25 protein-coding genes and 2 pseudogenes are annotated in these 20,902 nt (G+C 69.7%); 6 read left to right on the top strand and 21 right to left on the bottom strand.

Translation table 11 applies throughout. The features are described 5' to 3' along the window. Positions 1–79: 79 nt before the first annotated feature. Genes rlmN through pyrH form a run of 4 tightly spaced genes read right to left on the bottom strand, consistent with a single transcriptional unit; the run spans position 80 to position 3,615 of the window. Positions 80–1,174 carry a dual-specificity RNA methyltransferase RlmN gene (gene rlmN, locus AWC19_RS00930; protein WP_085076231.1) on the bottom strand — a complete coding sequence of 365 codons (1,095 nt, stop codon included), beginning with the start codon at positions 1,172–1,174 and terminating at the stop codon, positions 80–82. A 42-nt stretch (positions 1,175–1,216) separates the two neighbouring features. Beyond that, positions 1,217–2,140, bottom strand: coding sequence for a phosphatidate cytidylyltransferase (locus AWC19_RS00925; protein WP_085076270.1), 924 nt, complete (start codon positions 2,138–2,140; stop codon positions 1,217–1,219). A 32-nt stretch (positions 2,141–2,172) separates the two neighbouring features. Beyond that, positions 2,173–2,730, bottom strand: a complete 558-nt coding sequence (gene frr / locus AWC19_RS00920) for a ribosome recycling factor (protein ID WP_085076230.1) — start codon at positions 2,728–2,730, stop codon at positions 2,173–2,175. Between the two features lie 60 nt (positions 2,731–2,790). Next, entirely contained in the window at positions 2,791–3,615 is an 825-nt protein-coding gene (gene pyrH / locus AWC19_RS00915) for a UMP kinase (protein ID WP_085076229.1), read from the bottom strand. A gap of 304 nt (positions 3,616–3,919) precedes the next feature. Between pyrH and mbp1 the strand changes: the two genes are divergently transcribed. After that, entirely contained in the window at positions 3,920–4,156 is a 237-nt protein-coding gene (gene mbp1 / locus AWC19_RS00910) for a microaggregate-binding protein 1 (protein WP_085076228.1), read from the top strand. 213 nt (positions 4,157–4,369) lie between these two features. Continuing rightward, positions 4,370–5,113: a response regulator transcription factor gene (locus tag AWC19_RS00905; RefSeq protein WP_085076227.1), complete on the top strand. Its 744-nt coding sequence runs from the start codon at positions 4,370–4,372 to the stop codon at positions 5,111–5,113. 51 nt (positions 5,114–5,164) lie between these two features. Here the strand turns inward: AWC19_RS00905 and AWC19_RS00900 are convergent, their stop codons facing one another. Then, complete coding sequence (locus AWC19_RS00900) at positions 5,165–6,097, bottom strand: lysophospholipid acyltransferase family protein (RefSeq protein WP_085076226.1); 933 nt, start codon at positions 6,095–6,097, stop codon at positions 5,165–5,167. A 94-nt stretch (positions 6,098–6,191) separates the two neighbouring features. Further along, positions 6,192–6,761 carry an MPT63 family protein gene (locus AWC19_RS00895; RefSeq protein WP_085076225.1) on the bottom strand — a complete coding sequence of 190 codons (570 nt, stop codon included), beginning with the start codon at positions 6,759–6,761 and terminating at the stop codon, positions 6,192–6,194. A gap of 314 nt (positions 6,762–7,075) precedes the next feature. Between AWC19_RS00895 and AWC19_RS29795 the strand changes: the two genes are divergently transcribed. Together AWC19_RS29795 and AWC19_RS28730 are read left to right on the top strand one after the other, a co-directional pair. Continuing rightward, a complete protein-coding gene (locus tag AWC19_RS29795) occupies positions 7,076–7,252 on the top strand; it encodes a hypothetical protein (RefSeq protein WP_169718059.1) in 177 nt (58 codons plus the stop codon). A 56-nt stretch (positions 7,253–7,308) separates the two neighbouring features. Then, positions 7,309–7,404: pseudogene (locus AWC19_RS28730) on the top strand (NAD(P)-dependent oxidoreductase); the annotation flags it as partial. Here the strand turns inward: AWC19_RS28730 and AWC19_RS00890 are convergent. Genes AWC19_RS00890 through AWC19_RS00880 form a run of 3 tightly spaced genes read right to left on the bottom strand, consistent with a single transcriptional unit; the run spans position 7,389 to position 8,540 of the window. Continuing rightward, a complete protein-coding gene (locus AWC19_RS00890) occupies positions 7,389–7,532 on the bottom strand; it encodes a DUF2795 domain-containing protein (RefSeq protein WP_085076224.1) in 144 nt (47 codons plus the stop codon). The pseudogene AWC19_RS28730 and the gene AWC19_RS00890 sit on opposite strands and share 16 nt — an antisense overlap. 44 nt (positions 7,533–7,576) lie before the next feature. Further along, entirely contained in the window at positions 7,577–7,990 is a 414-nt protein-coding gene (locus AWC19_RS00885; RefSeq protein ID WP_085076223.1) for a ChaB family protein, read from the bottom strand. A 13-nt stretch (positions 7,991–8,003) separates the two neighbouring features. Further along, the gene (locus AWC19_RS00880) at positions 8,004–8,540 is read right to left on the bottom strand and encodes a DUF1360 domain-containing protein (RefSeq protein ID WP_085076222.1); all 537 of its coding nucleotides are present in this window, start codon (positions 8,538–8,540) and stop codon (positions 8,004–8,006) included. Between the two features lie 138 nt (positions 8,541–8,678). On the opposite strand from AWC19_RS00880, the gene AWC19_RS00875 reads away from it, so the two are divergent. After that, positions 8,679–9,098, top strand: a complete 420-nt coding sequence (locus AWC19_RS00875) for a MarR family winged helix-turn-helix transcriptional regulator (protein WP_085076221.1) — start codon at positions 8,679–8,681, stop codon at positions 9,096–9,098. 1 nt (position 9,099) lies between these two features. Here AWC19_RS00875 and AWC19_RS00870 read toward each other — a convergent pair whose 3' ends face one another. The 3 genes from AWC19_RS00870 to rpsB are packed head-to-tail and all read right to left on the bottom strand — an operon-like array spanning position 9,100 to position 12,229. Beyond that, the gene (locus AWC19_RS00870; RefSeq protein WP_085076220.1) at positions 9,100–10,500 is read right to left on the bottom strand and encodes an amidase; all 1,401 of its coding nucleotides are present in this window, start codon (positions 10,498–10,500) and stop codon (positions 9,100–9,102) included. Between the two features lie 31 nt (positions 10,501–10,531). Further along, positions 10,532–11,371, bottom strand: coding sequence for a translation elongation factor Ts (gene tsf / locus AWC19_RS00865; protein ID WP_085076219.1), 840 nt, complete (start codon positions 11,369–11,371; stop codon positions 10,532–10,534). 12 nt (positions 11,372–11,383) lie between these two features. Continuing rightward, positions 11,384–12,229, bottom strand: a complete 846-nt coding sequence (gene rpsB, locus AWC19_RS00860; protein ID WP_085076218.1) for a 30S ribosomal protein S2 — start codon at positions 12,227–12,229, stop codon at positions 11,384–11,386. Positions 12,230–12,480: 251 nt separating this feature from the next. Here rpsB and AWC19_RS00850 point away from each other — a divergent pair. Further along, positions 12,481–12,958, top strand: a pseudogene (locus AWC19_RS00850) (M23 family metallopeptidase); the annotation flags it as partial. Between the two features lie 17 nt (positions 12,959–12,975). Here AWC19_RS00850 and AWC19_RS00845 read toward each other — a convergent pair. From AWC19_RS00845 to AWC19_RS30225, 9 genes are all read right to left on the bottom strand, one after another. Next, entirely contained in the window at positions 12,976–13,872 is an 897-nt protein-coding gene (locus tag AWC19_RS00845) for a tyrosine recombinase XerC (RefSeq protein WP_085076216.1), read from the bottom strand. Positions 13,873–13,904: 32 nt separating this feature from the next. Continuing rightward, positions 13,905–15,068 carry an alpha-hydroxy-acid oxidizing protein gene (locus AWC19_RS00840; RefSeq protein ID WP_085076215.1) on the bottom strand — a complete coding sequence of 388 codons (1,164 nt, stop codon included), beginning with the start codon at positions 15,066–15,068 and terminating at the stop codon, positions 13,905–13,907. A 2-nt stretch (positions 15,069–15,070) separates the two neighbouring features. Further along, positions 15,071–15,919 carry a siderophore-interacting protein gene (locus AWC19_RS00835; RefSeq protein WP_085076214.1) on the bottom strand — a complete coding sequence of 283 codons (849 nt, stop codon included), beginning with the start codon at positions 15,917–15,919 and terminating at the stop codon, positions 15,071–15,073. Between the two features lie 287 nt (positions 15,920–16,206). Then, the gene (locus tag AWC19_RS00830; RefSeq protein WP_245848620.1) at positions 16,207–17,157 is read right to left on the bottom strand and encodes an asparaginase domain-containing protein; all 951 of its coding nucleotides are present in this window, start codon (positions 17,155–17,157) and stop codon (positions 16,207–16,209) included. Then, positions 17,154–18,134 (bottom strand): ABC transporter substrate-binding protein, encoded by a 981-nt coding sequence (locus tag AWC19_RS00825; protein WP_245848625.1) that lies wholly within the window; start codon positions 18,132–18,134, stop codon positions 17,154–17,156. The genes AWC19_RS00830 and AWC19_RS00825 overlap by 4 nt, the downstream gene beginning before the upstream one ends. Further along, positions 18,131–18,922 carry an ABC transporter ATP-binding protein gene (locus AWC19_RS00820; RefSeq protein WP_085076212.1) on the bottom strand — a complete coding sequence of 264 codons (792 nt, stop codon included), beginning with the start codon at positions 18,920–18,922 and terminating at the stop codon, positions 18,131–18,133. The genes AWC19_RS00825 and AWC19_RS00820 overlap by 4 nt, the downstream gene beginning before the upstream one ends. After that, complete coding sequence (locus AWC19_RS00815) at positions 18,919–19,746, bottom strand: ABC transporter permease (protein WP_158090816.1); 828 nt, start codon at positions 19,744–19,746, stop codon at positions 18,919–18,921. Before AWC19_RS00815 ends, AWC19_RS00820 begins: the two co-directional genes overlap by 4 nt. Continuing rightward, entirely contained in the window at positions 19,724–20,674 is a 951-nt protein-coding gene (locus AWC19_RS00810; RefSeq protein WP_085076210.1) for a TauD/TfdA dioxygenase family protein, read from the bottom strand. Before AWC19_RS00810 ends, AWC19_RS00815 begins: the two co-directional genes overlap by 23 nt. 111 nt (positions 20,675–20,785) lie before the next feature. Continuing rightward, on the bottom strand, positions 20,786–20,902 hold a 117-nt coding region (locus AWC19_RS30225; protein WP_245848624.1), incomplete at its 5' end, for a hypothetical protein.

Here is a 20,902-nt window from a genome sequence, read left to right as displayed (position 1 = left end):
AGGCGATGACTCGCCGAACGTGCAGCCAGTGCGAAAAACTCGCGAAAAACTCGCAACAGTTGCACGCTCGGCGCAGCTACTACCCGCTTCCGGCGGCCAGCTGTCCACAGGCGGCGCTGATCTCCCGGCCCCGCGTGTCGCGCACCGTGCAAGACACGCCCTGAGCGCGGACCCGCCGCACGAACTCCCGCTCCACGGCCTTCGGGCTGGCGTCCCAGTCGCTACCCGGCGTGGGGTTGAGCGGGATCAGGTTCACGTGCACCAGCTGCCCGAGCGCCCGGTGCAGCCGCTTGCCCAGCAGGTCGGCCCGCCAGGGCTGGTCGTTGACGTCGCGGATCAGCGCGTATTCGACCGAGACCCGGCGGCCGGTCGCGTCGGCGTAGTGCCGGGCCGCGTCGAGCGCCTCGGCGACCTTCCACCGGGTGTTGACCGGGACCAGCGTGTCGCGCAGCTCGTCGTCGGGGGCGTGCAACGACAGCGCCAGCGTCACCCCCAGTCCCTCGTCGGCGAGTTTGCGGATCGCCGGGACCAGACCGACCGTCGACACCGTCACCGACCGGGCAGAGATGCCGAAGCCCCGCGGCGGCGGTTCGGTGATGCGCCGCACCGCGGCCACCACCCGCGCGTAGTTGGCCAGCGGCTCCCCCATGCCCATGAACACCACGTTGGACAACCGGTCCCCGAAGTCGTCGCGCAGGGCCGCGGCGGCCGACCGGACCTGCTCGAGGATCTCGGCGGTGGACAGGTTGCGGGTCAGCCCGCCCTGGCCGGTGGCACAGAACGGGCAGGCCATGCCGCAGCCGGCCTGCGACGAGATGCACACCGTGTTGCGGTGCGGGTAGCGCATCAGCACCGACTCGACGGTCGCGCCATCGAGGGCCCGCCACAACGTCTTTCGGGTCTGGCCGGCGTCGCAGCTGACGTCGGCGGCCGCGGTGAGCAGGGTCGGGAACATCGCCTCGGCGATCACCGATCGCACCGACGCCGGGAGGTCGGTCATCTCCCGGGGATCGGCGATCAGCCGGCCGTAGTACTGGTGCGCGAGCTGCTTGGCGCGAAACGGCGGCAGGCCCAGCTCGGCGACGGCCGACGCGCGGCCCGCCTCGTCGAGGTCGGCCAGGTGCCGCGGCGGCCGGCTGCGGCGGGGCTCGGTGAAAACCAATTGTTGGGCCATGACGGTGTCCAGTATCGGCCCCGTCGGGACGCCCCGGAAAACCTAGGGAAGCAGCGTCAGCACCGTCCAGGCGGCGACCGCCGACGGCAGCACCCCGTCGAGCCGGTCCATCAGGCCGCCGTGGCCGGGCAGCAGCCGGCCCATGTCCTTGATCCCGAGGTCGCGTTTGACCTGCGACTCCACCAGATCGCCCAGCGTGCAGGTCAGCACCAGGACGACGCCCAGCACGGCGCCGATCCACGGCGGCTTCTCGGCCAGGAACGTCGCGGCCAGGATCGCGGCCGTGATCCCCAACACCAGCGACCCGGCGAAGCCCTCCCAGGACTTTTTCGGGCTGATCGCCGGGACCATCGGGTGCTTGCCGAACAGCACGCCCACCGCGTAGCCGCCCACGTCGGACGCGACGACGGTGAGCATCAGGCAGAACACCCGGCCGGCGCCGTCGTGCGGGTACACCAGCAACGCGCCGAAGGAGGCGAACAGCGGCACCCACGCGGCCAGGAACGCGGTGGCCGACGCGTCCCGCAGGTAGTTCGCCGAGGACGAACCGGCGAACGGCTCGGGCCGTTTGCTGTTGTCCTGCATGAACAGCCGCCAGAAGTTGCACACCACCACGGTGACGCCGAAGCCGGCCAGCGCGCCGGCGGCGTGGAACGGCCAGGTCAGCCAGACGGTCAGCTGCCCCCCGGCCAGCAATGGGATGACCGGAATGACGTACCCGGCCTCGCGGAGGCGCCGCACCACCTCGTGGCTGGCCACCAAGATGGCCGCGGCGACGAGGGCGACCCAGAAGCGGGGCGCGAACAGCAGCGTCACGACGAGCACCCCGCCGATGCCCGCCCCCACCGCGATCGCGGCGCGCAGGTCGCGGCCGGCCCGCGACGCCTTCTTGGCCGGCTCCCGGGCCGCCTCGTTGGGGCCGCGCGCGGGCTCGTCGGGCGGGGTGCCTGCGCCGGTGGTTGCCACGGGACCTGGATGGATGTGCTGCTGGGCGGCCACTAGACCTCCAGCAGCTCGCCTTCTTTGTGTTTGACCAGCTCATCGATCTGGGTGACGTACTGGTGCGTGGCCTTGTCCAGATCCTTCTCGGCGCGGCCGACCTCGTCCTCGCCGGCCTCGCCGTCCTTGCGGATCCGGTGCAGCTCCTCCATCGCCTTGCGGCGGATGTTGCGCACCGACACCCGGGCTTCCTCCCCCTTGTGCTTGGCCTGCTTGACCAGCTCCCGCCGGCGCTCCTCGGTCAGTTGCGGCACCGCCACCCGGATCAGGGTGCCGTCGTTGGTCGGGTTGACGCCCAGGTCGGAGTTGCGGATCGCGGTCTCGATGGCGTGCAGCTGGCCGGCTTCGTAGGGCTTGATGACGACGAGCCGCGCCTCGGGGACGTTGATGCTGGCCAGCTGGGTGATCGGGGTGTGGGTGCCGTAGTAGTCGATCGTGATCCGGGAGAACATGCCCGGGTTGGCGCGACCGGTTCGGATGGTCGCCAAGTCGTCACGGGCCACCGCCACGGCCTTCTCCATTTTCTCTTCGGCGTCGAAGAGAGCCTCGTCAATCATTTGCGCCGCTCCTCCTCATCGCTTCACTGCATCGTCGCCGGCGGCGATCATGTCTTCCCCTCAGGTGGTGACCAGTGTCCCGATTTTCTCACCGGCCACCGCGCGGGCGATATTCCCATTGGTCAACAGGTTGAACACCAGGATCGGCATGCCATTGTCCATGCACAGGCTGAACGCCGTGGCATCGGCCACTCGCAGGCCGCGGTCGATCACCTCGCGATGGCTGATGGCGGTGAGCAGCTCGGCCTCGGGGTTGAGCCGGGGATCCTCGGAGAACACGCCGTCGACCGCCTTGGCCATCAAAACCACCTCCGCGCCGATCTCGAGAGCGCGCTGGGCCGCCGTGGTGTCGGTGGAGAAGTACGGCAGGCCCATGCCGGCGCCGAAGATCACCACCCGGCCCTTCTCCAGGTGGCGGACGGCCCGCAGCGGCAGGTAGGGCTCGGCGACCTGGCCCATCGTGATCGCCGTCTGGACCCGGGTGACGATGCCTTCCTTTTCCAAGAAGTCCTGCAGCGCGAGGCTGTTCATGACGGTGCCCAGCATGCCCATGTAGTCCGAGCGGGTGCGCTCCATGCCGCGCTGCTGCAGCTGCGCGCCGCGGAAGAAGTTGCCGCCGCCGATCACCACGGCGACCTGAACGCCGTCGCGCACCACCTCGGCGATCTGGCGGGCGACCTGGGCCACCACGTCGGGATCCAGCCCGACCTGGCCGCCGCCGAACATCTCGCCGCCGAGCTTGAGCAGCACCCTGGAATACCTGGATCGGCTCCCCGACCGGCCGGAAGTTTCCCGGGCTGTTGCCGATACGCCGTTGGTGCGGGTGGTCGGCTCCGGCCGCGGCGCCGCCGCGTCGGCGACCCGGCCCTCGCTGGACTCCGTCATCAGACTCCTCGCATGCAAGCGCCATCCCGGGCGACCTCGTCCGGAACGGCATTTCACATCCTGCCTCATCGCAGCACAATGCGGTCCCGGAGGGGTGCAATATCTGCGCGGCGGGTGATGCGCGCCACCGGACCCGCGATGTTTGTGGGCGTCGGCAGCGGGAATACGCGCCAACGCGGGGCGGCGAACACGGTCTTGAGCAACCAAGGACCAGCGGCGCCCTGTGAACAAGACCGACCGTTGGTCGGTCGCCGTTGGGCGGGGATCGCTCAACTTAGCTACGCCACTGAGGAGGAATAAATCCATGGCGGACAACAAATCGGGACCTGCCGAAGCCGTGAAGGGCGTCGTCGAGGACGTCAAGGGCAAGGCCAAGGAAGCCGTCGGTGCGGTTGCCGGTCGGGACGATCTCACCCGCGAGGGCCAGGCCCAGCAGGACAAGGCGGAAGCGCAGCGTGACGCGGCGAAGAAGGAAGCCGAGGCGGAGGCCGCTCGCGGCGGCGCCGAGGCGGCCGAGGAGCGCCAGAAGAAAAACCAGTAGCTTGTCGCGAAGACGGGTCCGGTCCGTGCGAACGGGCCGGACCCGTCGGCTTTTCCGGATCGGAGCAACGCAAAGGCCGTTGATCCCCTGACGCGGGGATTTAGACTTTGCATAGGTTCGCTCCGAGCCGGTATTCAGCGACGCGCCGCAGACATGTCCCGGTGAGGTGCCTACGAGGTCGGGGGCGAGGGTAAAGCCTCACGAGGGTTGGAGATGTCGTTGGACGTTGTAGTGCTGACCGACGAAGACGACGTCGCATCGGCCCTCCCGACGTTGACGTCGTTCACCCATACGCTGCGGCGCGTCCCCCTGGCCCACGACATCGCGGGGCTCGGCGCTGCCGACGTGGCGATCATCGACGCCCGCGCGGATCTCGAGGCGGCGCACCGGGTGTGCCGCCGATTGCGCGCCGACGCGCCCGGCATCGCCGTCGTGGCCCTGGTCGCCCGCACCGACTTCGCGGCGGTCGACGTCGATTGGAACTTCGACGACGTGCTGCTGCCGGCCGCCGGGGCCGACGAGTTGCAGGCGCGGTTGCGGCTGGCGGTCGCGCGACGGCGCAGCGCGATGGACGGCACCCTGAAGTTCGGCGACCTGATGCTGCACCCGGCCAGCTTCACGGCGTCGCTGGGCGGCGCCGATCTGGCGCTGACCCTTACAGAGTTCAAGTTGTTGAATTTCCTTGTGCAGCATGCGGGCCGGGCGTTTTCCCGGACCCGCTTGATGCACGAGGTGTGGGGTTATGACTGCAACGGCCGCGTCCGCACGGTGGACGTTCACGTGCGACGGCTGCGGGCCAAGCTCGGGGTCGAACACGAATGGATGATCGACACTGTCCGCGGTGTCGGTTACATGGCGGCCACGCCGCCGCAGCCGGAGTGGGTTCTCACCGAGTCGGCGCTGACCCCGGTGTGGACGTCGACGGCGCGACCGGCCACCGACCCCGTCGCGCGGTGATGGGGTCGGCCTGAGTTCGAAAGCCGTTGCGGCGCCAAGCTTTTGGCGGAGTTAGCCGAAGAGCGGCAAGGCGCGCTTGCGGGCCAGCGCATCCATCCCCTGCTGGATGGCGTCTTGCACCTCGTGATATTTGCGCTCGACGTAGTCGTCGTCGTCGGCGCGGGCGGGATCGTGGTCGAGCTCGACGGCCGGCATGAACCGGGTCCGGATCTTGGCGGGCAGCGGCAGCTGGGGCAGCGCCGCCGGGGCGATGCCCCAGGGCAAGGAGACCGCCACGGGGAAGACCTTGAGCCGCAGCAGCCGATCGAGCTTCAGCGCCTTGGAGAGGCGGTCCCCGCGGATCAGCACCGGCATCGCGTCGGCGCCCCCGACGGTGGCGATCGGCACGATCGGCACGCCGGCACGGATCGCCATCTTGACGAAGCCCTTGCGGCCGGCGAGGTTGGCGCGGTCGCGCTCGACCCACGGGCGCAGCGAGTCCACTTCGCCCCCGGGCCACAACGCGACGTCGCGGCCCTCCGCCAGCGCGGTGGCGATCGCGTCGGGCGCGGCCGGCAGCACACCCATCGAACGGAAGTAGCGGCCGAACAGCGGGATGGCCATCAGCGCGTCGTGCGCCGTGCCGTGCAGCGGGCGGTCCTGACCGAACCGCCGCCACCACTGCAGGCCGACGGTCCACGCATCCCAGACGAACGGGGCACCGGAGTGGATCCCCACCAACAGCACCGGGGGCCCGGGGATGTTTTCCCATCCGTCGATCTCCATGCGAAACCAGTAGTCCACCAGGAGGTTCCACAGGTACTTCTGCCGCTGCAGCGTCGTCTCGTCCTGGCCGCTGAGGTCCCAGCGGCCGGCGCGCTCGGCGACCCAGCCGCTGAGCCCGCCTTCCTGACCGCTGCGCAGCTCCTCCATCTGGGTCCGCGCGCGCTCGGCGTGGCGCTGCGCTTGGGCACGTACATCGGCTGGCCTGTGATCGGGGCTCATGGGTGTCGCATACCCGGTTCACGCGCTCGGGATGCCCCCAAGCGCAAATCTCCCCGCGTCACCGGGTGACGCGGGGAGATTGTGTGCAACCGGATTAGGCCGCCGGGGCGGGCAGCGCACCCGGGGACGGGCTCGCGTTGGGAGCGCCCGGGGTGTTGGGCGCGCCAGGCGTCGAGGCCCCCGGAACGTTCGACGTCCAGATCAGGATGTCTTGCGCGCCGTCGTTGTAGGCGACGCCGTTCGGGGGCGCGCCGGTGACGTCGAAGTACAGGACGCCGGTCGATTCCTGACCCTGCGGAATCGGCGCCGGGTTGAGGCCGTTGGGAACCGGGTGCTTGTCGACCACGCGGTAATTCTGGCCGTTGGGCCCGCGGGCGATGAAGTCGTTGACCATCGGGGTCACGACCCCGCCGTCGGAGCGGACGGTGACGTCAGCCTGGTACAGCGTTCCCTTGGGGGTGTAGCCCGGGATCGTGGCGTTGCTGGGCTGCAGATTGCTCACCGTGTAATTGGTGATCATCGGCCCGTCGACGAGTTGTTCGCTGGTTCCGAATCCCTGAATGCTGGGCGGGGCAGCGGAAGCGGTTGCCGCAGCGAAAACGCCGGCCGCCGCTATACCCCCGGCAGCAATGGCTGTCTTAACAGCGGTGGTGTTGAACTTCATAATATTCCTTTCGTGTCGAACAATCGCTCCCACGCAGGGCGATATACGCACGAAAGAGGGCATAACCCGTCGGCTCCCGGGCTAAACGCGGATTAAACCGAAAACTTTCCGGACGGCGGCGTGCCACCTGCGCGAATGGCGCCGCGATCGTTTTTGCGCCGCAGCCACTTTCGCGTCACAAAATTCACAATTGCACCACAGTCATCACGCGGACGCTTTCCCGCGCCGCGCATAATCCCGGTCGCAGCGGGTAGCCCGGAGGCGTACACGTAGCCGGTTAAGGCAACCCGCAAACCGAACGATGGGGGCCGTCGATGGAACGCGGAAACGCCAAGCACAGTCCACGCGAAGACGACGAATTGAAGCAGGAATTGAGCGGCACCATCCGCGGCAACAGGTCCAGTCGCGGCGAGGAATGGCGCGACCCGGAGCCGCCGGCCGACGACGATTCGGACGTCGGCACGGCCGGCCCGCCGACCCGCGAATCCTGAACCGGTTTTCTGCACCCGCCGGCCGAACTCACTCGAATCACGAAGGGCCACCCGCAATGAGCTTTCCGCCGCAGCAGCAATCCGTTCCCGGCGTGCAGTCGCAAATGAACCCCGTGCCCGATTGCGGCGAAAACAGTTACCGCGGGTCGGGAAGCGCGCGGGCGGTCTCCGCGTCGCAGCCGTTGCGGTCGGCGGCATCAAGCAGCTCCTGCTTGTTGGCCGGAAAGTCGACACCGCTGAGGCATTTTCGGAGCTGACTGGCGGTAGTGGAGGCAACCATGGGTTGCGGGGTGCCCACCGGTAGCCGGGCCAAACGCGGCGCGGTCAGCGGCCCCGGACCCGCCGGTTCTCCTTCTTGATGGCCTCGACCAGCTCCGACTTGCTCATCGTCGAGCGGCCCCGCACGTCGAGGCGGCGCGCCACGTCGAGCAGATGCTTCTTGCTGGCGTTGGCGTCGACGCCCTCGGCGGACCGGCCGCTGCTGCGCGGGCCGCCGCCCTCGGCCAGCTCGTCCGAGGGCCCCTTCTGCTCCTTGGGCTCCCAGTGGTCGCCGACCTTTTCGAAGCCGTGCTTGACGGCGGAGTACGCCACCCGGTGGGCGCGCTCCTCGCTGCCGTACTGTTCGGCGGCCGAGTCGTGGGCCTTGGCGAACGTGCGCTGCGCCTTGGCGTCGGAACGCTGCAGGGTGCTCGGCAGCTCGCCCTGCTTGGGCTTGCCGCCCTTCGTCGTCTTGGGCATCGAACCTCCTCGCTCAGCCCTCGGTCATCTGCTGCGCCTTGGCGTAGGCCAGCTGCAGAAAGTCCGCGCCGGCCAGGGCGGTGAACGTCCCGGCGACCAGCCGGGTGAGTCGGGGCACGAAGATCAACCCGATCACAAAGCCCGTGGCCACCCACATGTCCAGGCAGAAGGGGCAGGTCAACAGCTCGCCCACGCTGTGTCGCAGGGCGCTGCCCTGCCGGGTTTCCTCCATCACCTCGGCCGGTCCGCCGGTGCCCGAGTAGTGTGCGAACGGCGCCCGCAACGGGCTGGTCACCGCGTCCTTGGAGATGGTGCGCGACAGCTTGTGGGTGCCGACGGCGACGGTCAGCAGGTCCTGGACGGCCCAGCGCTCGGGCAGCTTTCGGCCGGTGGCCGCGACGATGGCGCCGGTCACGGCGACCACAAGGCCGTAGATCGCCATGACGATGGAATAGCCCTTCAGCGGTCGCGGGTTGTCGCCGCGATACGCGTCGCCCTCCCGCCGCGCACGCTCGGCCACCTCTTCGGTGAGTTGCGTTGCTTCGCCCATCGGCGCTCCTTTTACGTCTGGATCCTCTGTGGGTTACCCCTTCGGGCGCGCGGAAACCACGACGGGCGGCCAAACGCCGTGAGGCCGCGCCGCGAGCGGTGCGCCGGCGCGCGCCCCGGATATGTCAATATCGTTGACATGATCCAGGCCGAAGACCCTCCGCTGGGCTACCTGCTGTACCGGGTCGCGACGGTGCTGCGGCCGGAGGTGTCGGCCGCGTTGAGCCCCCTGGGGCTGACGCTGCCCGAATTCGTGTGCCTGCGCATCATTTCCGCGTTCCCCGGGCTATCCAGCGCCGAACTGGCGCGCCACATCAACGTCACGCCGCAGGCGATGAACACGGTGCTGCGCAAGCTGGAAGACGTCGGCGCGGTGGAACGCCCGGCGTCGGTGTCCTCCGGGCGCGCGCTACCGGCCACGCTGACCGGTCAGGGACGGGCGCTGCTCAAGCGGGCCGAAGCGGCGGTGCGGGCCGCCGACGCCCGCATCCTGAGCAAGCTGACCGGCGCGCAGCAGCGAGAGTTCAAACGCATGCTCGACAAGCTGGGATCGGACTGACTCAGGCGTGGATCCGGGCCCAGGGTCGGGCCTCTTCGAGCTCGTAGGCCAACTCCAGCAGCAGCGATTCCTGCCCGAGGTCGGCGGACAGCATCATGCCCACCGGCATCCCGGAAGCCGATTGGGCCATCGGCAGCGAGATCGCCGGCTCGCCGGTGACGTTCTGCAGCGGCGTGAATGCCACCCAGTCGATCAGCCGGTCCATCACCTGCCGGTAGTCGGTGGGCGCCAGGTACCCGATCTGGGGCGTCTCGTCGGCCAGCGTCGGGGTGAGCACCGCGTCGTAGGTGCGGAAGACCTCGGCGGTGCGCCGCCGCAGCCTGCGCAGCCGCACGATCGCCATCGGTAGGCGGTGGATGTTGCGGCCGCTGTGCCGCTCCAGGCCGAGCGTCAGGCTGTCCAGCCGGGTGCGGTCGAACGTGTGCCCGAACAGCCGACGGCCGCCCCGCACCTGCGCGAACGCCAAAAAAGCCCAATACAGCACGAAGTCGTCGACGAAGCTGGCCGGCACCGGCGGCTCGTCGAGGTGTTCGACGCGGTGGCCCAGCTCCTCGAGGAGCCCGGCCGATTTCAGCGCCAGCTCGCGCACCTGGGGGCTGCATTCGCGCTGCACCGAGCGGGTCAGGACGGCGATCCGCAGCCGCTGGCGTCCCGGTCCGGTCACGTCGCCGATCGGCGCCAGCTTGGGGTTGCGCCAGATTCGCTCGGCTTCGCGGTAGAACGCCGCGGTGTCCCGCACCGACCGGGTCAGGACGCCGTTGGCGACGATGCCCACGGGCATGCGCCGATGCACCGGGTCGAGCGGCAGCCGGCCGCGCGACGGCTTGAGCCCCACGAGCCCGTTGCAGGCGGCCGGGATCCGGATCGAGCCGCCGCCGTCGTTGGCGTGGGCGATCGGCACCACGCCGGCGGCGACGAACGCGCCGGATCCCGACGACGAGGCCCCCGCGGTGTAGTCGGTGTCCCACGGGTTGCGGACCGGCCCGAGCCGCGGGTGCTCGGCCGACGCGCTGAACCCGAACTCCGACAGCTGCGTCTTGCCGAGCGAGGTCAGGCCGGTGCCCAGAAACACCGTCGTGAAGACGCTGTCGGCAGGGGCGTTGAACGGCGTCCACGCGTCGGAGCCGTGCATGCTCGGCTGCCCGGCGACGTCGACGTTGTCCTTGACGAACGTCGGCACGCCGCCAAAGAAGCCGCTGGCGGAGGCCGCCGCGGCGGCCCGGGCCTGGTCGAACGCGGCGTACGCCAGCGCGTTGAGGGCCGGGTTGACGGCCTCGGCCCGCGCGATGGCGGCCTCGACCAGCTCGGCCCGGCCGACCGAACCCTCGCGGATCGCGTCGGCCAGGCCGACCGCGTCGAGGTCACCGAGGGCATCGTCGCCGAAAGCGTGCACGCGTCGCATAGCACAGACGCTAGCCGCTACCGGCCGCCGGTTAAGCCTGGCCCACCTCGAAGCGGACGAACCGCGTCACCGTCACGCCGGCCTCGTCGAGCAGGGCCTTGACGGTCTTCTTGCTGTCGGACACCGACGGCTGCTCGAGCAGCACCGCGTCCTTGAAGAACCCGTTCAGCCGGCCCTCGACGATCTTGGGCAGCGCCTGCTCCGGCTTGCCCTCGGCCTTGGCGGTCTCCTCGGCGATGCGGCGCTCGCTGGCCACGACGTCGGCGGGCACGTCATCGCGGGACAGGTAGCGGGCCTTGAGCGCGGCGATCTGCAGCGCGACGGCGTGGGCCGCCTCCTTGGCCCCCGCTTTGTCCGAGCCGGTGAACTCGACCAGCACGCCGACGGCCGGCGGCAGGTCCGCGGCGCGCTTGTGCAGGTAGGTCTCGACGTTGCCGTCGAAGTACTGCACGCGGCGCAGCTCCAGCTTCTCGCCGATCTTGGCCGACAGGTCGGCGATGGCCTGCTCGACCGTCTTGGTCGGCGATCCCGAAGAAATCGGGGCGGCCTTCAGGGTGTCGACGTCGGTGGCCTTGGCGGCCAGGGCGGCGCCGACGACCTGGTCGGCCAGGGCCTGGAACTCGGCGTTCTTGGCGACGAAGTCGGTCTCGGAGTTGAGCTCGATCAGCGCGCCGTCCTTGGCCGCGACCAGCCCCTCCGCGGTGGCCCGCTCGGCGCGCTTGCCGACGTCCTTGGCGCCCTTGATGCGCAGCGCCTCGACGGCCTTGTCGAAGTCGCCGTCGGTTTCGGCCAGCGCGTTCTTGCAGTCGAGCATGCCGGCGCCGGTGAGTTCCCGAAGCCGCTTGACGTCGGCGGCGGTGAAGTTCGCCATGTCAGCCTTCCTCTAAGAGGGGTCGGTGGTCGATTCGGTGGTGCCCGCAGCGGCGTCGGTGGGGGCAGCGAGGGTGGCGCTGGCCGTCGCCGAGGCGAGCAGCTCCTGCTCCCATTCGGCGAGCGGCTCGGCCGCCTCGGCCTCGGGCTTGCCGTCGCCGCGGCCCAGCCCGGCGCGGGCCTGCAGGCCCTCGGCGACCGCGGAGGCGATCACCTTGGTCAGCAGCGCGGCCGAGCGGATCGCGTCGTCGTTGCCCGGGATCGGGTAGTCGACCTCGTCGGGGTCGCAGTTGGTGTCCAGGATCGCGATGACCGGGATGCCCAGCTTGCGGGCCTCGCCGACGGCGATGTGCTCCTTGTTGGTGTCGACCACCCAGATGGCCGAGGGCACCTTGTTCATGTCCCGGATGCCGCCGAGGCTGCGCTCGAGCTTGTTCTTCTCGCGGGTCAGGCCCAGGATTTCCTTCTTCGTGCGGCCCTCGAAGCCGCCGGTCTGCTCCATCGCCTCGAGTTCCTTGAGGCGCTGCAGCCGCTTGTGCACGGTGGAGAAGTTGGTGAGCATGCCGCCCAGCCAGCGCTGGTTGACGTACGGCATGCCGACGCGGGTCGCCTCGGCGGCGACGGATTCCTGCGCCTGCTTTTTGGTGCCGACGAACAGCACGGTGCCGCCGTGGGCGACGGTTTCCTTGACGAACTCGTAGGCCTTGTCGATGAACGTCAGGGTCTGTTGCAGGTCGATGATGTAGATGCCGTTGCGGTCGGTGAAGATGAACCGCTTCATCTTGGGATTCCAGCGACGGGTCTGGTGCCCGAAGTGGGTGCCGCTGTCGAGCAGCTGTTTCATGGTCACGACGGCCATGCGGGTGCCTCACTTGTTGTCGGTTGTCGCCCGGCATCGGGTGAGCCGGGCCCTGGCGCCTGTCAAGTGCCGCGCCCGCCTCGGGGACACCGGGACGGGACCGCACGGCAATCGGTTGGCTGCAGACGCGCGAAGTCAGCCCGCAAGCGAGCTGCGACCAGCAGTTTACACCGACTCAGCAGGTGGTTTTTCCACAGCGGTGAGTGGCGCGGTCGCGCGGGCCCCGCTGTACTCGCCGGGTGCGGCGGGCGATGCTGTTGATCCTGGCCCTGCTGTGTGCGTCGCCGGCGCGGGCCGACGGCGTGCGGCTGGACTGGCCGCTGCGGCCGCCCCCGGCCGTCACCCGCGGGTCCGACGCCCCGTCACCGGACTGGCAGCCCGGCCATCGCGGCGTGGATTTACCGGGCTCCCCCGGTCAGCCGGTGTATGCCGCGGGCCCGGCGACCGTGGTGTTCGCCGGGTTGCTGGCCGGGCGGCCGGTGGTGTCGCTGGCCCATCCCGGGGGGTTACGCACCAGCTACGAGCCGGTCCGGGCGGCGGTGCGGGCCGGCCAGGCCGTGACGGCCGGGACCGTGATCGGCGAGCTGGTGGCCGGGCATCGCGGCTGCCCGGCCACCGCGTGCTTGCACTGGGGCGCGATGTGGGGCCCGGCGTCGCGGGCCGAGTACGTCGACCCGCTGGGGCTGCTGAAGTCGACGCCGATCCGGCTCAAGCCGCTGAACGGGTGAGGGGACGCTCGCCGAATATCAGGCCCGCGGGTGGGCCCGCTCGTGGACCGCGCGCAACCGCGACACCGCGACGTGGGTGTAGAGCTGGGTGGTCGCCAGGCTGGAATGGCCGAGCAACTCCTGGACCACCCGCAGGTCGGCGCCGCCCTCGAGCAGGTGCGTCGCCGCGCTGTGCCGCAGCCCGTGCGGGCCCATGTCGGGCGCGCCGTCGACCGCGGCGACGGTCTGGTGCACGACGGTGCGCGCCTGGCGCACGTCGAGGCGCCGGCCGCGCGCGCCCAGCAGCAGCGCCGGGCCCGACTCCGCCGTCGCCAGCGCGGGACGCCCGTCGGCCAGCCAGACGCTCAGCGCTTCGGCCGCCGGCGCCCCGAACGGCGCGGTGCGCTGCTTGTTGCCCTTGCCCAGGACCCGCACCAGCCGATGGCCGGTGTCGACGTCGTCGACGTCCAGGCCGCACAGCTCGCTGACCCGGATGCCGGTGGCATACAGCAGCTCGACGATCAGCCGGTCCCGTAGGGCCAGCGGATCACCTTGCTGCGCACCGGATTTCGCCGCGGCCATGGCCTGCAGCGCCTGGTCCTGGCGCAGCACCGACGGCAGCGTGCGGCGCGCTTTGGGCACCTGCAGCCGCGCGGCCGGGTCGCCGGTGAGCAGCCCGCGGCGCGCCGCCCACGCGGTGAACGCCTTGACCGCCGAGGTGCGCCGGGCCAGCGTGGTGCGGGCCGCGCCCGCTCCCGCCGCCGTCGACAGCCACGCCCGCAGCACCGGCAGGCTCAGCCCGTCGAGGCCGACCCCGCGCGAGTTCAGGAACTCCGCCAGCGAGCGCAGGTCGCCGAGATAGGCCCGACGGGTGTGCGCGGAACGGGCGCACTGCAGGTCCAGGTACTGGTCGAACTCGGCGAGGATCGCGTCCACGCCTCCACGTTGGCAGGCGCAGCGGGACCGGGTCAGTCGACGCGCCGAAGCGTGTCCGGGGTGAGATCTTTGAGCGCGGGATAGCCGTCGACGGCCATGATCAGGTCCGCTTCGGCCAGCAGCATGCGCAGCACGTGGACGATGCCGTCGACGCCCCCGAGCGCCAGGCCGTAGGCGTACGGGCGGCCGACGCCGACCGCGGTCGCGCCCAGCGCCAGCGCCTTGATGACGTCGGCGCCGCTGCGGACGCCGGAGTCGAAGAGCACGGGCAGGCCGTCGGCCGCCTCCACCACGCCGGGCAGGCAGTCGATCGCGGGCAGGCCGCCGTTGGCCTGCCTGCCGCCGTGGTTGGAGCAGTAGATGCCGTCGACGCCGCCGTCGCGGGCGCGGCGGGCGTCGTCGGGATGGCAGATGCCCTTCACCAGCAGCGGCAGGTCGGTCAGCGAGCGCAGCCACGGAAGGTCGTCCCAGGTGAGAGCGTTTCCGAAGACCTGAACCCAGCGCAGCACGGCGCCCTGCGGGTCCTCCTCCGGCGGGCGCGCCAGGCCGGCGCGGAACACCGGGTCGCTGGTGTAGTTGGCCAGGCAGTGCCCGCGCAGCTGCGGGAAGTTCGACGTGGCGAGGTCGCGCGGGCGCCAGCCGGTGACCCAGGTGTCGAGGGTGACGACGATGCCCTTGAAGCCGGCCGCCTCGGCGCGGTGCACGAGGCTGGCGGCCAGCTCCCGGTCGTTCGGCGTGTACAGCTGGAAGAACCCCGGCGTATCGCCCAGGGCGGCGGCGACGTCCTCCATCGGGTCGACCGTCAGCGTGGAGGCCACCATCGGGACGCCGGTGCGCGCGGCCGCCCGCGCGGTGGCCAGGTCGCCGTGGCCGTCCTGGGCGCAGATGCCGATCACGCCGATCGGCGCCATGAAGATCGGCGACGGCAGGCTCAGGCCGAACAGGTCGACGGACAGGTCCCGCTGCGCCGCGCCGACGAACATGCGCGGGATCAGGCCCCACCGCTCGAAGGCGGTGCAGTTGGCCCGCTGGGTGCGTTCGTCGCCGGCCCCGCCCGCGACGTAGGACCAGACCGACGGCGGTAGGGCCGTGGCGGCCTTGGCCTCCAGCTCGGCGAACGCCATCGGCAGCGGCGGCACCACTCCGGCCAGTCCCTGCAGGTAGATCTCGTTCTGGTAGTCGCCGAAATGCGCCATTCCTAGGCCTTGGCCTCCGCCTCGGCCAGCTCCTTTTTCCACTGCCGGAACATCTCTTCGGTGCGGCCGCGCCGCCAATAGCCCGAGATCGACGACGCCCACTTCGCGTCCACGCCGCGCTCCTTGCGGATGTAGGGCCGCAGGTTGTGCATCACCGTTTGCGCGTCGCCGTGGATGAACACGTGCACCTGGCCGGGCAACCACAGGGTGGTGGTGACGGCCTCGATCAGCGGCGCGAAGTCCCCGGCGCGGTCCTCGGGGACCAGGTCGGCGCGGCCACCGCGATAGACCCAGTTGATTTGCACGGACTCCGGCGCTTCGAGCGGGATTTCGTCGTCGGGGCCGGCGACCTCGATGAACGCCTTGCCGACCGCGTTGGGCGGCAAGGCTTCCAGCGCCGCGGCGATGGCCGGCAGCGCCGACTCGTCGCCGGCCAGCAGGTGCCAGTCGGCGGCGGGGTCGGGGGTATAGGCGCCGCCGGGGCCCATCAGGTAGATCGGCTGCCCGGGTTGGGCCGTCGCCGCCCACATGCCCGCGATCCCGTGCTCGCCGTGCACGACGATGTCGAGGGTGAGCTCGCGGGCCGCGGGGTCGACGTGGCGCACCGTCATGGTCCGCACCGAAGGCCGCTTCTCCGGCGGCACCTCGGCGAAGCTGTCCAGCGTCAACGGCTCGGGCAGCGCGGCGACGTCCACGTCGTCCGGGACGAAAACCAGCTTGACGTAGGAGTCGGTGAATTTGCTCGGCACGAAGCTGTCGAACTGGCTGCTCGCCAGCACGACTCGGACCATGTGGGGGGTGAGTTGCTTGGTGCGGACAACTTCGAAGCTCTGCAAAGGTCGACCGGCCACTTATCCTCCTGTCCAGACCCGACCCCCGTCGACTATACGAGGCGCTTCTACCGCGCGGTTTTTCGGCGTTAAGCGGTGCGGCGTATCGCCGAGGCCGACAATGAGGGAATGAGCGAGGCCTAAGACTTGCCGATCCCGCCGTTGGCGCCGTCGCCGCGACCGCTGTCACCGGGCATCAAACCGCTGCTGCGCGCCGAGGCGCTGACGGCCGAAGCGCTGCGGCGGGGCGTTGTGGCCGGTCGCGCTGATCACCACGGCGGTGGCGGCGCTTGGTGTACTGGGCCTGATTATCGGGCCTCTGCGACCACCAGGGCTCGCAGCCCCTCCACATCGCGCCCCTGGGCGATCCCCAGCGTGACCAGCAGCCGCGCCCGGTGCGGCGACAGACCCGGAGCCAACACCGCCCCGCGGGCGGCCAGCGCGGCGCCGCCGCCCGGATAGCCGTACCGGCCGGCCACCAGGGTGTCGGCCGCGCGTGTCGTAATGACGACCAGCACGCCGCGCTCGATCAGCGCCGCGGCGGCCGCCGCCTGGGCGGGCGGCAAATTCCCGGCGCCGTTGGCCGCCACCACCACCGCCGGGTGCGCGGCACCGGCCGCCGTCAGCAGCGCGCCGTCATCACCCAGCGCGGCGACGACGATCGGCGCCGGGCGAACCGGGCCACCCGGCGGGCCGTAGGCATTCCCCCGCGGCGGCAGCCGATGCCACCGCACCTCCCCGTTGCCGACGATGCCCAGCGGCCCGCGGCCCGGCGCGTCGAAGGCGTCACGTGCCAGCCCGGAGATCTTCACCGCCTCGCGGCCGGAATAGATGCGGCCGCCGAACACCACGACCGGGTCGAAAAGCGCGGGGTCGGCGGCGACGGCCCGGGCGTCGGCGAGGTTGGCGGGACCGTCGCTGTCCGGGCGCGCACCGGTGACCATGGAGCCGGTGACCACAACGCGAATCGGCCACTGCGCCCGGTAAGACAACCATGCCGACACCTCTTCGATCGAGTCGGTGCCGGTGGTGACGACCACGCCGTCGACGCCCTGGTCAACCAGGCGGTCCAGGGCCGCGACAAGTTGTTCCAGGATCGCGAAATCGATCTCGGACCCGCCCAGCACCGCGACGTCCTGGGCGCCGTCGAAACCCCCTGCCCACGTGGCTAATTGGGCAGCACTGGCAGCCGGAATCGCGCCTTGCGCCGTCTCTTTCATGGAGATGGTCCCGCCCAGGCCGACCAAGTGGACTGTCACTGCGCCCCTTGTAACGAAGCCGGCGCGATGATGGATCGATAGTCGGGGATAACGGCGTCGGCGGGGATACGCCCCAGCGCCTGTGCCCAGTGCGCGCGATCCGCCAGATCGGCGGGCAGATCAGGGCCGAGATCGGTACGAAACACGAACTCGCGCAGCACCCCGGTGATCAGGCGCTCATCGAGCTTCATGGCCCGCGCGACCGCGGACACCGCCGGCGGTTCTTGAGCGCTGAGCGGCCCGTCGGCGCGGCGGATCGCCCCCAGAAACTTGGATAATTCGAGTTTCTTTGTGGCTAGCGTGTTTTCGTTCGTCAGATACATGCTGTGTTGGTTGTACTTAGGTGATCCCTGCAATTCTACTGAGTCGCCGTGCAATTCATCGACGGCCTTGGCGAGCTCGGGCTGGAACACCGCGACCACGTCGACATCGTGGTTGGCGATCGCCGATGGGATTTCGCCGGGTCCGGTTTGGATGAGTTGGGAATTGATGGCGCTCGCGGCGAACCCAGCCTGGGAAAGGAATTTCGTCGCGAAGTAGTGCGCGCTGCTGCCCAGCGGAACCGCGATGCGCCGCCCGGCCAGGTCCGCTATCGAGTTCACTCCGGCCGACTTCCGGGCGACGAAACGGCCGCCGTCCCAGCGTGACCCGTCCGCAACGATCCGCAACCGGGTGTTCTTCAGCGCCGCCGCTGCGGTGGGGACGTCACCGCCGTTAGCGACGTCGACCGCGCCGCCGACGAGGGCCTCCAGGGCCGCCGCGCCGGTTGGAAACGGAACCACCTTGACCTTCACCCCGGCGCCGGTGAAGTAGCCCAGGTCTGCGGCCACCGGCACCTGTGACCAGCAAGGGTCGACCACCCACGCCAGGGTGAGTTGACCCGCACGCGACGGTCCCGCTCCTGCGCACCCAGACACGGCGCAGGCCAGTATCGCCGCTGACAGCAGCGCAACCAGCGAGAAACGTTGCGGCGTCATGGCTTGGCCTGGCATGTCGCAATGATCTCCGGAGCGGGTCGCAATTGATCGTGCAACTGGCGGCGCAGCGCCGGGTAGCCGGCGAGTTCGGCCAGGGCACCGGACGAGCGCGGCCACGGCAATGGATTGTCGATCTGATCAAGCAGGACGCCGTGTTGATTCATCACGACGATCGACGAGGCGATGCGCACCGCCTCGTCGACGTCGTGGGTGACGAAGACGACGGTCGTCCCAGACCGCCGCCAGAGTTCAACGACCAGATCCTGCATTTGCGAACGGGTGAGCGCGTCCAGCGCGCCGAAAGGCTCGTCCATCAGCAGAACTTCCGGATTGCCCGCCAGCGCGCGGGCGATGCCCACGCGCTGGCGCATACCGCCGGAGAGTTCGTGCGGCAGCCGGCCGAGCAGTGACGGCGAAAGCCCCACGTCCTCCAGCAACTCCACCGTTCGTTTGTGACGTTGCGCGCGTGGCACTTTCGCCGCACGCAGCGCGAAGCCGATGTTGGTCTGCACCGACGCCCAGGGGAACAGCACGTCGCGCTGGAACACCACACCGCGTTCGGCCCCCGGTCCGGTCACGGGCGCGCCGTTGAACTGCACCACGCCGGCCGCGGGTCGCACGAAACCGGCAATGGTATTGAGTAACGTGGATTTTCCGCATCCGGACGGACCGAGCAGCGCGAGGAAAGATCCGCCGTCGACCACCAAGTCGACGCCGCGCAGCACCGCCGTGGCGCTACCCCGGTAGCTGACGGTCAGCCCGGATACTTCGATGCGCCCGCCGGTCACGCTTGCTCAGTCGCCCAGCGCACATACCGCCGGGTGGCACGGTGGAAGACCTGGTCGGTGAGCGCCCCGAGTATCCCCAATGCGGCCAAACAGGCGAGCAACCGATCGGGCTGGCTGAACAACCGCGACTGGTCCAGGCGGAAGCCCAAACCCTCTGTCACACCGGCTTGTTCGGAGGCGACGATCAAGATGAGCGACATCGCGATGCCCTGACGCAGACCGGTAAGGATGAACGGCAGCGCCGACGGCAGCACCACCCAGCCGAACACCTGGCCGCGGGTGGCGCCGACGGACGCGGCCACCCGGAGATAATCCGTGCGGGTCGCGGCGATGCCGGCATGAGAGTTGACCCAGACCGGAAAGAACACACCCACGCTGGTGAGGAACAGCTTTGATTCCTCGCCGATACCGAACCACAGGATGGCCAGCGGCACCAGGGCGATCGCGGGGATGGGGCGCAACACCTGAATGACCGGCTCCAGCAGTGCCCTTGCGACAAGACTGGTCCCCGTCAGCGCCGCGACCACGATCGCAACCGACGAGCCCAGGGCGAAACCGGACAACGCGCGCCGGAAACTGGCGGCACCATCGGCTAACAGCGTTCCCTGATCGGCCATCTGGCGGGCGGCCTGAATGACGTCCTCCGGTGCGGGCAGCAGGCTGGGCGAGAACATGCCGGATCGCGCCGCGACTTCCCACCCGGCGACGATGACGACGAGGCTCAGGGTGGCTAGCAGCGCCGGAAAGCGACCGCCCGATACCGGGTTCAGCCGGCCCGCACGGTTGGCAGGGCCGCGGCCATCAGGCAGCACCGAAGAACTCACCGGCCAGCGACTCTGATTCGCGTCCGTCCGGACCCACCGGGACATCGCCGACGAGCGTGACCCGGTGCAGCACCCGCTCGTGGTCGAGGTGTTCGAAATCGCGTGGCGCCAGGTGCAACGTGGCCCGGTTATCCCAGAACGCAACGCTTCCCGGCTCCCACTTGAATCGCACCGAATACTCCGGACGGGCGATCTGCTCGAACAACAAGTCCAGCACGTAGCGGCTTTCACGCGGCGACAGGTCAACGATCTCGCGGGTGAAGAACTGATTGACGTAGACCACCCGCTCCTGCGTCTCGGGGTGCACCCGGACAACGGGATGGATGGACGCCAGCGGCTTGCTGCGAACCAGATCGCCGATTTTCTCGGCGCTGCGTTCGTAAGACAACGTGGCGCCGAATCGGTGTTCGGCGCGCAGTCCGTCAATAAAACCCCGCACCGACGGTGAAAGTCCTTGGTAGACAGCAGCAACGTTGGTGAACACTGTGTCACCGCCATAGGGCGGCACCACTTCGGCGCGAAGTATCGAATGCGACGGCGGATTGATCAGCGGTGTCACATCAGCATGCCAGTTAGGCCCGTTCCAGCCCTCCCGGTGCCGGTACCCGGATCCGTACCGGCGGTCGTAGGCGGCCGGTGACACGGTGTGGATTTGTGGGAAACCCGGAGGCGCACAATCGCCCTCGTAAGGATGAGCCGGTGTGACCTCACCGAACTGCGCGGCGAACGCGATCTGCGCGGCATGGTCGAGGTGCTGCCCGCGAAAGAACACCACCTTCCATCGGTGCAAGGCGGCCCGGATGGCGTCCTTGTCGGCACCGCTGAGCGGCCTCGAGATGTCCACGCCCTCGATCAGGGCTCCGGTCCACCCGGACAGCGGGATTACCTCGATATCGGTGGCACCGGCCGTCACATCGGTCGTCGTCAACAGACAAAGTCCCCGTCAATCGTCGAAATTACCTGCGGTGTCGACTGTTTGAGGGTAACGACGATTCTTCGGTTTGATAGCGTTTGAATCGGGTTGAAGGAAAAGCCGGTATTAGGGTCGCGGCGCTCCCAGCCGGTACACCCGCCAGCCGGCCTCCCGCCAGCGGGCGTCGTCGAGGCAGTTGCGGCCGTCGACCACGACTCGCGCCCGCACCCGGCCGGCCAGGTC

Origin of the sequence: Mycobacterium palustre (assembly GCF_002101785.1) — a bacterium.
Classification (GTDB): Bacteria; Actinomycetota; Actinomycetes; order Mycobacteriales; family Mycobacteriaceae; genus Mycobacterium; species Mycobacterium palustre.
This window is presented reverse-complemented; position numbering and strand designations above follow the sequence as displayed.

Bases quoted from the DNA above. Each gene is read 5' to 3' on its own strand.
- AWC19_RS00875 (WP_085076221.1), top strand. From the start codon at position 8,679: ATGATCCAGGCCGAAGACCCTCCGCTGGGCTACCTGCTGTACCGGGTC.
- AWC19_RS00825 (WP_245848625.1), bottom strand. From the start codon at position 18,134: ATGACGCCGCAACGTTTCTCGCTGGTTGCGCTGCTGTCAGCGGCGATA.
- tsf (WP_085076219.1), bottom strand. From the start codon at position 11,371: ATGGCGAACTTCACCGCCGCCGACGTCAAGCGGCTTCGGGAACTCACC.
- AWC19_RS00900 (WP_085076226.1), bottom strand. From the start codon at position 6,097: ATGAGCCCCGATCACAGGCCAGCCGATGTACGTGCCCAAGCGCAGCGC.
- pyrH (WP_085076229.1), bottom strand. From the start codon at position 3,615: ATGACGGAGTCCAGCGAGGGCCGGGTCGCCGACGCGGCGGCGCCGCGG.
- rlmN (WP_085076231.1), bottom strand. From the start codon at position 1,174: ATGGCCCAACAATTGGTTTTCACCGAGCCCCGCCGCAGCCGGCCGCCG.
- AWC19_RS00880 (WP_085076222.1), bottom strand. From the start codon at position 8,540: ATGGGCGAAGCAACGCAACTCACCGAAGAGGTGGCCGAGCGTGCGCGG.
- AWC19_RS00870 (WP_085076220.1), bottom strand. From the start codon at position 10,500: ATGCGACGCGTGCACGCTTTCGGCGACGATGCCCTCGGTGACCTCGAC.
- frr (WP_085076230.1), bottom strand. From the start codon at position 2,730: ATGATTGACGAGGCTCTCTTCGACGCCGAAGAGAAAATGGAGAAGGCC.
- AWC19_RS00895 (WP_085076225.1), bottom strand. From the start codon at position 6,761: ATGAAGTTCAACACCACCGCTGTTAAGACAGCCATTGCTGCCGGGGGT.
- AWC19_RS29795 (WP_169718059.1), top strand. From the start codon at position 7,076: ATGGAACGCGGAAACGCCAAGCACAGTCCACGCGAAGACGACGAATTG.
- mbp1 (WP_085076228.1), top strand. From the start codon at position 3,920: ATGGCGGACAACAAATCGGGACCTGCCGAAGCCGTGAAGGGCGTCGTC.
- AWC19_RS00840 (WP_085076215.1), bottom strand. From the start codon at position 15,068: ATGGCGCATTTCGGCGACTACCAGAACGAGATCTACCTGCAGGGACTG.
- AWC19_RS00905 (WP_085076227.1), top strand. From the start codon at position 4,370: ATGTCGTTGGACGTTGTAGTGCTGACCGACGAAGACGACGTCGCATCG.
- rpsB (WP_085076218.1), bottom strand. From the start codon at position 12,229: ATGGCCGTCGTGACCATGAAACAGCTGCTCGACAGCGGCACCCACTTC.
- AWC19_RS00885 (WP_085076223.1), bottom strand. From the start codon at position 7,990: ATGCCCAAGACGACGAAGGGCGGCAAGCCCAAGCAGGGCGAGCTGCCG.
- AWC19_RS00890 (WP_085076224.1), bottom strand. From the start codon at position 7,532: ATGGTTGCCTCCACTACCGCCAGTCAGCTCCGAAAATGCCTCAGCGGT.